At 40.6% G+C, this 8,967-nt stretch carries 7 protein-coding genes; all 7 read right to left on the bottom strand.

Annotation, left to right across the window (positions count from 1 at the left end):
- Window positions 1-2,616: TipJ family phage tail tip protein (locus ABN217_RS18395; RefSeq protein ID WP_349459745.1), on the bottom strand; the 2,616-nt coding region annotated here is incomplete at its 3' end.
- 19 nt (window positions 2,617-2,635) lie between these two features.
- Window positions 2,636-3,229 carry a tail assembly protein gene (locus ABN217_RS18400; protein WP_250916519.1) on the bottom strand — a complete coding sequence of 198 codons (594 nt, stop codon included), beginning with the start codon at window positions 3,227-3,229 and terminating at the stop codon, window positions 2,636-2,638.
- Window positions 3,230-3,285: 56 nt separating this feature from the next.
- Window positions 3,286-3,786 carry a hypothetical protein gene (locus ABN217_RS18405; RefSeq protein WP_196736217.1) on the bottom strand — a complete coding sequence of 167 codons (501 nt, stop codon included), beginning with the start codon at window positions 3,784-3,786 and terminating at the stop codon, window positions 3,286-3,288.
- Between the two features lie 90 nt (window positions 3,787-3,876).
- Window positions 3,877-4,584 (bottom strand): C40 family peptidase, encoded by a 708-nt coding sequence (locus tag ABN217_RS18410; protein WP_349459748.1) that lies wholly within the window; start codon window positions 4,582-4,584, stop codon window positions 3,877-3,879.
- 5 nt (window positions 4,585-4,589) lie between these two features.
- Window positions 4,590-5,339: a phage minor tail protein L gene (locus ABN217_RS18415; RefSeq protein ID WP_229579062.1), complete on the bottom strand. Its 750-nt coding sequence runs from the start codon at window positions 5,337-5,339 to the stop codon at window positions 4,590-4,592.
- A complete protein-coding gene (locus ABN217_RS18420; protein WP_349459746.1) occupies window positions 5,336-5,674 on the bottom strand; it encodes a phage tail protein in 339 nt (112 codons plus the stop codon). The genes ABN217_RS18415 and ABN217_RS18420 overlap by 4 nt, the downstream gene beginning before the upstream one ends.
- Window positions 5,671-8,937: a phage tail tape measure protein gene (locus ABN217_RS18425; protein WP_349459747.1), complete on the bottom strand. Its 3,267-nt coding sequence runs from the start codon at window positions 8,935-8,937 to the stop codon at window positions 5,671-5,673. Before ABN217_RS18425 ends, ABN217_RS18420 begins: the two co-directional genes overlap by 4 nt.
- Window positions 8,938-8,967: the final 30 nt, after the last annotated feature.

The raw sequence follows: 8,967 nt of genomic DNA on the forward strand, positions 1-8,967 counted from the left end.
CTCTTTGATCCCAGCCTGTGATTGACCGTGTTTCACCAGCAAACTACGTGATAGTTGAGAATCAGCGTTACTAAGAAGAAGCGCTGTCTCAGCATTCCAATCCAAGCGTTCACTAAGTTGCTGGCCGGCTTCTGATGACATGAAGTGTCCATCAAGCTCTGGCAATATCGTACCTACATCAAACTCTGATTCTCCCCGAATAAACTCAGTCCACTCGGATTGATTACCTGTTTTATCCACCAGCCTTGCCCTAAAATAAAACGCTACACCAGCTGATAAACCCGCCATTTCATAGGTTTTAGATGGATAAGGAACATCAGATAACAGCATTAGACCTTCACCATTATTGGTTTTGCTGTACTGAATTTCAGTTTTTAACGTATCACTGGTGTTTTCACCAAATCCCCAATCTAACTTAATGCCAAATACCAACGGTGATGCTCTAAAGTTAACTGGCTTGGGTGGGTTACCCATTTTGCCTGTTAACGTTTTTTCTTCAGAATATCCCCATCCGCTTGAGATCTCAGAAGCATTAATGGCTCGAACACGGACTAAATATCGACCGGCATAAACATTAGGAACCTCAATAGAGTTAATGGAGCTACGAGGCATATTGACCCAGTTACCTTCATTTCTACGCCATTGCGCTTCATAAGAGATTGCGTTTTCAACTTGTAGCCACTGTGCTCGCATCGTTTCAATGCTAACGCCTTGGCTTACGATTGAGTAAGAGTCGATGACAATATTTTTCGGGGCTTGCTGATTATTAGGAGGAATAACACTAATGGGCCTTTCATCAATCACCGCACCAGAATCAATATGTTCATATTTACTTGGTTCATGCTGAATGGCGGTAATAGTAAATTGATTAGATTCATTTTCAGTGACACTTACAACGCGATATTGTTGTGCATACAGCTCTTCTGATTCGACAACCCAAACACATTCTGTCTCTGGTGTCTCACTGTACTCCGTTGTAACCGTGATCACTTTCCCTGATACTGTTTGTATCGTTCTTGCTTGCGATTGCCCTGAAGGAAGATTGAGAATTAAGCGATCACCACTTACAGCACTTGAAACGCGATCTAACATGATATTTCTGCCATCGGTGGCACTTACTCGACCGCCAGTGACTTTTCCTGACAACAGTTCATCAGCAACAGCGATAATGTAACCGGGTTGCGGAATGTTCCCATCTAACCCGACAGAGAATGTCACCATTCTGTCTTTATTGTTTGTCAGTATTCCCCAGCGCCCTTTTCTGTTTGCTTCACTTTGTCGGGTACAACCAATTGCGGTAACTTCTAATTGATTAAACCCAAACCGAGAAACTAAATCAGGTTCAAACACCGGCTCCATTGCATCAGCATACCCATTTTGCGGATCTGAATACGAAACCAATGCTGTGGAATACTTTTCTTTACTGCTACTGCTTGAATAAATAAATTTTCCATCAATCACATTAGCTCGGGTATAGCTATAATCAATATCACGAGGCATATCCGCTAATGTCACAATCTGACCGCCCCCCCAATAGGTCATTCCTCGAAAGATGGCGGCAAAGTCACGTAACACGTTATACGCTTCATTTCTATCTTGCACATAAACATCACAGACATAACGAGGTTCTGTGCCGTCACCACCTTTTCCATCGGGTACCAATTGATCGCAATACTGTGCTATACGGTATAACTCCCATTTATCTATCTGTTGTTGATTTATTCGTTGTCCAAGACCAAATCTATCGGAGATGACAATATCGTAGAAAACCCATGCGGGATTATTGGTCCATGCCCATTTAAAGGAACCATCCCACACCCCCGTATAGGTGCGATCAATAGGATTGTAATTTGAGGGTATTCGGATTATGCGCCCTTTCGGTTTGCACGTTATTTGCGGAATAGAGCCGTTGAATTGTTTAGAGTCGAATTCAACATAAAGTAACGCTGTATGAGGATAGGTGAATTTAGCATCAATGACTTCAGTGTAACTTTGCAAAACAACCGTATCACCGATTTTACTGCTATTAGCATCATTAGATACCTTTCTAACACGCAGTGACCATGATGTTTTCGACTCAGGCAAATCAATTCGATGCGCGCGCTCATAACCCGAAGTCGTTTTTCCTTTCACGGCACTGTCAATAATAGTTTTCCAGCTACCACCGTCGGTTTGTAAATCAATGACGTATTTAACTTCATTACCCACCAGATCCCCATTATCTTCTTGCTTGAATAATGAGGGCCACTTTAGACGAATCCGAATAGCCGATAATTGTGAATTAGTAAATGTATGAACCCACGGTGTTTTACTCGAAATCGTTGAGCCAACATTGATTTCATTTTCAGCGCTAGGCAATCCTTGAATGTAAGTCTGTGCTTGTGTTCCTGATCTAAAATCCCACGTTACACCACTAAAATTTGCATTTCCTTCAGTGTCTTCTAACGGTGTGCCATCAAGAAAGATATTTTGTGCCGTTAACTCTCCGGCAAATTCTCCCTCACCCAATGCAATGAGTAACTTTGCTTTAGCAATAGATTGTAAATCATCGGGTTGTTCAACAGGCACACGAGGACTACCACCGCCCCCTTTTTGACCGTGAATTGTTTTTCTCATTAGATTATTCCAAATAGATTTATTGCTGATCTTCTACATAAATACCAGCCGAAATGATGGCACCACCAATAGTTCTTTCGCCATAAAGCACTGGTACAGGGTAACCTTGAGAAACGGTATTAGTAGGAGAGCCAAACGCATACGAAGGTTTGTTTTCACCCTGATCTTGCATTGCTAGACCTTTCGGTTGAGGTGAAAGCATTTGGATAACACCGCCGATAGCTACTGATGCGCCAACAGCAAATAAAAGGTTACTGGCCCATAATGCTGATCCCCAAGGTAACCATATAGCGGCAGCAACAAGGACGGCACCAAAAATAGTCTGAAAAACACCACCTCTTTTACTCCCCATCACAACCGGAACGATACGAATAATTTCTTCTGATATCGGGAAATTAAGATCATCAACACCGATATTCTTTTTCCCTTTAAATACAGCGAATGTTAATCCTCGTGATTTACTGGTATTTAAATACTGTTCAAATCCATTTAAGGTACAACAAAGTGCTCTGATTGCTTCTGATGTTGTCGTAATTATGCGTTGATGAGTTTTACCAAATGTTTTGCCTAATATTCCGCTTAACTCTATCGTTACCATTTTTTCTTCTTGCATAAAAACTCCATAAAAAAACCCGCACTTAGCGGGTTATATTTAAGATATTTGAATGATTAATGATTTACTTTATTTTCAAAATCTTCAGTAAATTTTGATCTTAATGATTCTGGAAAACCGTTTGTTATAGCGTTTATGTCCATCTTATAAAATGCTATTAACTGTGCTCCGTTATATGTAGGTTTTGATTTTTTCATTTCTTCGACGAATTTAGTTACTGCTTCTTCATCAAATTTCAGTCCATCACTTCCTCTAATAACAAAATTAGAAGCAGACCATTTACCTATATCAAAAAATTCACTTTCAATTGATTGATTATTTATTTGTTGATTATTAGTAAGAGATGATTTACCTCCTCTAATTTCTTCAACAATAGCACCACAGCCTGCAAAAATAGAGCCTATTAAAGTTAAAAAACAACCAATGGACATAGAAACTACGGCATTAGGAAATAATCTAATAGAATCATATTCCGTTTTAATATTCATTAATATTATCAATCCGATAATTATACTGATAACACCAATAGCAAATGTAAAAAAACCAAATTTTTTCATTATCACTCCATATCAGTTTTTATAATTAAACGTGATCATGTTAATAATTTGATAATAAGAATGAAAGGCAAATATAGAAATAAATACTTTTTATTTAATTAATGATAAATGACGCAATATAATAATTGTTCTATCTCGCCAATAACCACCATAAGGAACTCGTTGGCTTAGTCTCCCATAAAGGTGATGCAATAACATACCATCATCCAGAATAATACCGGCATGATTTGCAACATTGGATTGAACCTGCATAACTACCATATCACCTGTTTGTGGTTCACCTTCTACTTTTACAAAGCCCGCTTCTTGCCAATTATCCATATAGAGATCCTCACCTTGCTCCCACCACGGATAATCAACACGATAATCAGGTAATGCAATATTATGTGTCTGCTTAAAATAACTCATTATTAGGCCCCAGCAATCCGTAAAACCAAGCACAAATGGGCGACCAATAAGAGGAAATTCGCTTCGAGGAAGTATTTCACGAAAATCCCCCTCGGGGTAACTGACAATATACCAAGGGATACCCAGTGCATCACATTGAGCCTGATCTAACTCAGAAGGTTGAGTCGTGGCATCTGGATGACTATGAACAATACCAATAACGACGCCTTCGTCTTCACATAATGCATATTCTTGAGGAGAAATAACGAAGTGCTCTTGAGGTGTTTTAGCTACATTTACGCAAGGTAAATACGTCTTTACTCTGGATTTTTGTACGATAACGCCACATGCTTCTTTGGGATATTCCTTTTTTGCATGAGAAAATATCGCCTCTCGTATTTTCTTTTGCATCATTATTATTTCCGTAACAATGAGGTTCCGACAAAACCACCAAAAGGAAGAGGATTATTTTTACCAAATCGTGGTACACACCCCGTTTTCAATAAACCACTGCACTTATCTAGTGATGGATCATCAACAGGATTACCTTGTTTATCAAAATAACCATTTTGCCCTGCATAATCACACCCATCTCCCGATTTATATTGCCCTCGTAAACACCACGTACACATTGAATGTAGTTGCCGAGTGGGTATCATCACACCTTGTAAATCCATTGGGCTTGCCAGTGTAAATTCAACAAATTCATTTGTTTCTGCGCTTTTACTATCAATATAAAAGACAGATACTCGCTCTTGGGTGGGATCTGCAGAAGCATTCCCATCACTAAAATTTTCTGCATCGAGATAATGAGAAAGTGTATCGTGAATAATCACTTTTGCTTTCAACATATCATCATAATGCAGACATAATGCGGTTATTGAGCTATCTAAATTAGCCACTGATAATTTAGGATTAGCACTAGATCCCGTTGTAGAGGACTCTAACCCTTCTATTTTAACTGGCCATGCCCCATATTCATTCCCTTGCCACCAAATAGACTTAGCCTCTATTTCTCCTTTAGCCTTTTGCATTTCCTCTTCCGTGATGGGAATATTGTATGCATGGAATCTCAGAATATTAGGAACACCAAATTCTGTACCATCAACTTCAAAAAGCCGGACAGTATTGCCCGGCTCTAATTTTTGATAATCAGCTGTGATCATGATTTAAATGCCTGAATAAAAACCAAAGAAAGGGTGTAATTTCCTGCGCCATTTGGAATGAGTTTGTGTTCATCACAACGATACAATCCAAGAGGCTCAAGAGGTGGTTTCCAGAAAAACGACTTTATTCCTGCGTGCTTATCAATAAAGCGACGGATAGCTGAAATGTAATCTTCATCCCCCACAAACTCCATTGACCATTTCTGACTGCGTGAATTTAAACCATTACCAGAAACTTGTTCATAACCATCCCCAAACTTGACTTTTCTTGTGTTGTAAGACACATCTTCAGTTGGATTTACACGCGGACACCAAGTGAATGTTTCCATTTTCAACGGCCTCCTCGAGTTGCATTCCAAATTAAACCACCCGGCCTAATATCTTTAGACATTAACTCTCGGTAACGGCTATCAACAAATCGGCCAATCTCCGCACCAAACTGCTCAAACCCATTCGTTGATTGAGTTTCTGAATTACCATTACCGTCAATGGTAATGTAAACCTGTGGTGCTGAAGTAGCGCCCTGATTATTACCACCAACAACTCTAACCCCTAAGTTGCCATCTGCAGTTCGAGTTAATGGCATTATAGCTTCACTCCCTGCCTCGCCCATAAGTCCGAGATTAGGTGCGCCCCCCTTAGCAAAGGCAAAATAAGTGGGTGAGCTAACGATTTGATTACTATAAGAACCAAGGCTTTCTGAACTATGTACCCCACCTTTAGCATGGGCAACACCACCTAAAAATCCACCAACAGCACCCATCCAACCACCAGCACCAGCCATTGCATTAAGACTATTCACTATTGCCGCATTAATGAGTACATTCTGAATAGATTTCAACACGCTAACAGACCAATCTTTCCAGCTGGCTTTATTACCATTTAATTTATCGCTGATCGTGTCAACCATTCCTCCCATTGCATTTTGAACAGCAGAGGCTGTTTGAGAAGCATAGTTACCACTTTCTTGAACCCAATCTTTCATTCCACGTGTTATACCTGCGGTCCAGTCAGATTCAGCGAGAGCTATATTTCGATACTTAAGATCTAATGCATCTAATGCTTTAGATCTAGCTTCAATATCTTCTGTTTTCTTTGCAGATTCATTGTAGATACGGTCTATTTGCTGACTTTCTTCAAAGTAGCTTTTTTCTCGAGAACTCATGCTATTGGTTTGGGTCGCTAACGTAGCTTCATCGTTAAATTTGACTGTGGCTTCTTGCAGTTTTTTGCGAGCCTCTTCCATATCACGATGCTTTTTGACGGCATCATCTGCTTTTTGCGTCCATTCTGCGAGAGCAACAGATGAACGTTCAATTGCCTCTCTCTGCTTATCAGTCCATTTAGCCCCATTTTCATGTGATGCAGCATAAAGAGAAGCGGCTTTTTCGCCTTGTGAAGCCCTAACCTTCTGAACCTCTGTTGCCACACTTAAATCTGCTATCTTCCGCTCATATTGTTCTGCGGTTCTTTCAGCTTCTTTTTGCGCTTTTTCATAGGCGCTTTGTGTTGCCTTTCCTGTTTTAAGAGATTCATTTAGCTTTTCTCGATTTTGAAAAGCAGTCACTAGGTTATTAATATATTTCTGGCGATTTTCGGCATGCTCAGGCGTATTGGTTAACCCCGCATCATCGGCAGAAAATTCGGCTTGTTTAATAACTCTAGCTTCACCCGTTAATGAAGAGAGAATTTTCTCTCGTTCAGAGTTATTTATTAGCGTTTGCTGTTTATCATCTAGTGGTGCATTAGGAATACGCATAGGAATATTGACGAGTGCCTGCCGAGTAGCAAGCATGTTGTTACCAATATTCATGATCTGATTGAACTTCGTTTGCTCAGCATTCATAAACAACAAGGCTTGATGGGCTTTGTTTTGCTCTGAAGCCTGTTGTCGAATTAAGAATACTCGTTGTTCTTCAATGTTTTTTAATGCTGACTGAATTCCTGTCGATTTCTCTTGCATTTGAATGAGGCGTTCTTTTTCTGCTGCAAGATCTTTTTCAGCTTCAGCTAATTGATTAACAACATCAGCTTCACTAGTTAGATGATTTATCATGAAATCACCCATCTTAGGCCCAGGTGATGCAAGTATCTGCTGGTAACCTCTAATTTGTTTCTCTAGATCATCAACTTTACCTTTTTGCTCTGTAACCAGCCTATTTTGTTCAATGAGTGAATCGTTCGTTTTATCGTAATTGTCAGATACATCAGGAAGAGTCATCTTTCTTAAATTCTCTTGTACCTGATTAATAGTTTCAGCATATTCACGAGCTGAACGCCTCGCTTCCTCTTGATTCTGATACATAATGTACCAAGCAGAAGCACCTGCCATAACGAGTCCGGGTATCCCGCCTATTAGCCCCATGGCACCACTCATTAATCGAGATCCTGTCGATGTGATTCGATTAAGATTCTCTTGAGCAGTGCGCCTTGCTGATATATTTCGATTTAATGTTGCCTGCGCGGAAGCTAATCGACGTTCAGCTAATGCTTGTTGCTCTGCACTTTGTGCTGCTAACCTTGCTTGTTGAGCCCGATAGACTGCCGCTCTTGCTCGAGCCGTTGATATTTTTATACCTTGCAATTGAGCTTGAGCATGGGCTATTTCACTTTTTGTTGCACGCGCAACCCCAATGGTTGCATTCGCCACACTTGTTGTTAACCCACCAAAATAACGTGCCAGACCTAGACCAATTAACACACCAGAAACAGAGGCTATACCATCAATATTGTTCGCGATCCCCTCCATTGCGGTTGATAGTGTGCGAGTGGCACCTGATGTTTCATTAACATTGCCAATCCATGCCATGAACGCATTTTCAATCTTCTGTGCAGACCCACTTACCGTGGCTGGCAATTGCTCAAACTCGGCTCGTAACTGTTGTGTATTCGTCAGGATAGGAACAATTTTATCCATCGTGAGTAGTCCATTTTGCGACATTTCACGCAGACCACCAATCGTCGTTCCCATACCATCAGCCAGCATTTTTGCTAATCGCCCACCATTCTCCATGACGGCATTAAATTCTTCACCACGAAGAACTCCCGAACCTAATGCTTGGCTTAGTTGTGTAATAACAGAGCTGGTTTCTTCAGCACTGGCGCCAGAGAGCTTTAATGCGGTAGCAATGGTTTCGGTGACTTTCGCAACATCACTTGAGGCATAACCCGCATCACGCATGGATTGTGCAACACGGCTGTATAGATTCGTATTCGCTGCAATCGATGTGCCCGTTCTTTGGCTCAGCGTCATTAACTCTTGCTGTGCTTGTTTAAAATCTTCCATCGAGGTAGACGCTAATTTTAATCGACCGCTAAGTTGACTCCATGTGTCTGCATAATTGATAAGTTGCTGTGTTGCAAAAGCCCCTGCAAATGCACCCGCAACACCTGATACGGTATTTTTAATGGAGGATAACTCACCATTTAGATCATGGATAGCACGTTGCATTTCACGAGATGCGCCACTGGCGCGTCGCCCGCCTTGCTCAATGATCCGATAATAGTTTTCTCCCATACGCGAAGCCCGCGCTATTTCAGATTGAAACGAAGAAGAATTAGCAGAAATTTTAATAATCAGTTCACGCAGTTTTGCCATTTTATCCTCGCAAAAATAATTAATTTTCTG

This window comes from Proteus sp. fly-1067, assembly GCF_040139345.1.
GTDB lineage: Bacteria > Pseudomonadota > Gammaproteobacteria > Enterobacterales > Enterobacteriaceae > Proteus > Proteus vulgaris_B.

Bases quoted from the DNA above. Each gene is read 5' to 3' on its own strand.
- ABN217_RS18410 (WP_349459748.1), bottom strand. From the start codon at position 4,584: ATGCAAAAGAAAATACGAGAGGCGATATTTTCTCATGCAAAAAAGGAA.
- ABN217_RS18405 (WP_196736217.1), bottom strand. From the start codon at position 3,786: ATGAAAAAATTTGGTTTTTTTACATTTGCTATTGGTGTTATCAGTATA.
- ABN217_RS18415 (WP_229579062.1), bottom strand. From the start codon at position 5,339: ATGATCACAGCTGATTATCAAAAATTAGAGCCGGGCAATACTGTCCGG.
- ABN217_RS18425 (WP_349459747.1), bottom strand. From the start codon at position 8,937: ATGGCAAAACTGCGTGAACTGATTATTAAAATTTCTGCTAATTCTTCT.
- ABN217_RS18400 (WP_250916519.1), bottom strand. From the start codon at position 3,229: ATGCAAGAAGAAAAAATGGTAACGATAGAGTTAAGCGGAATATTAGGC.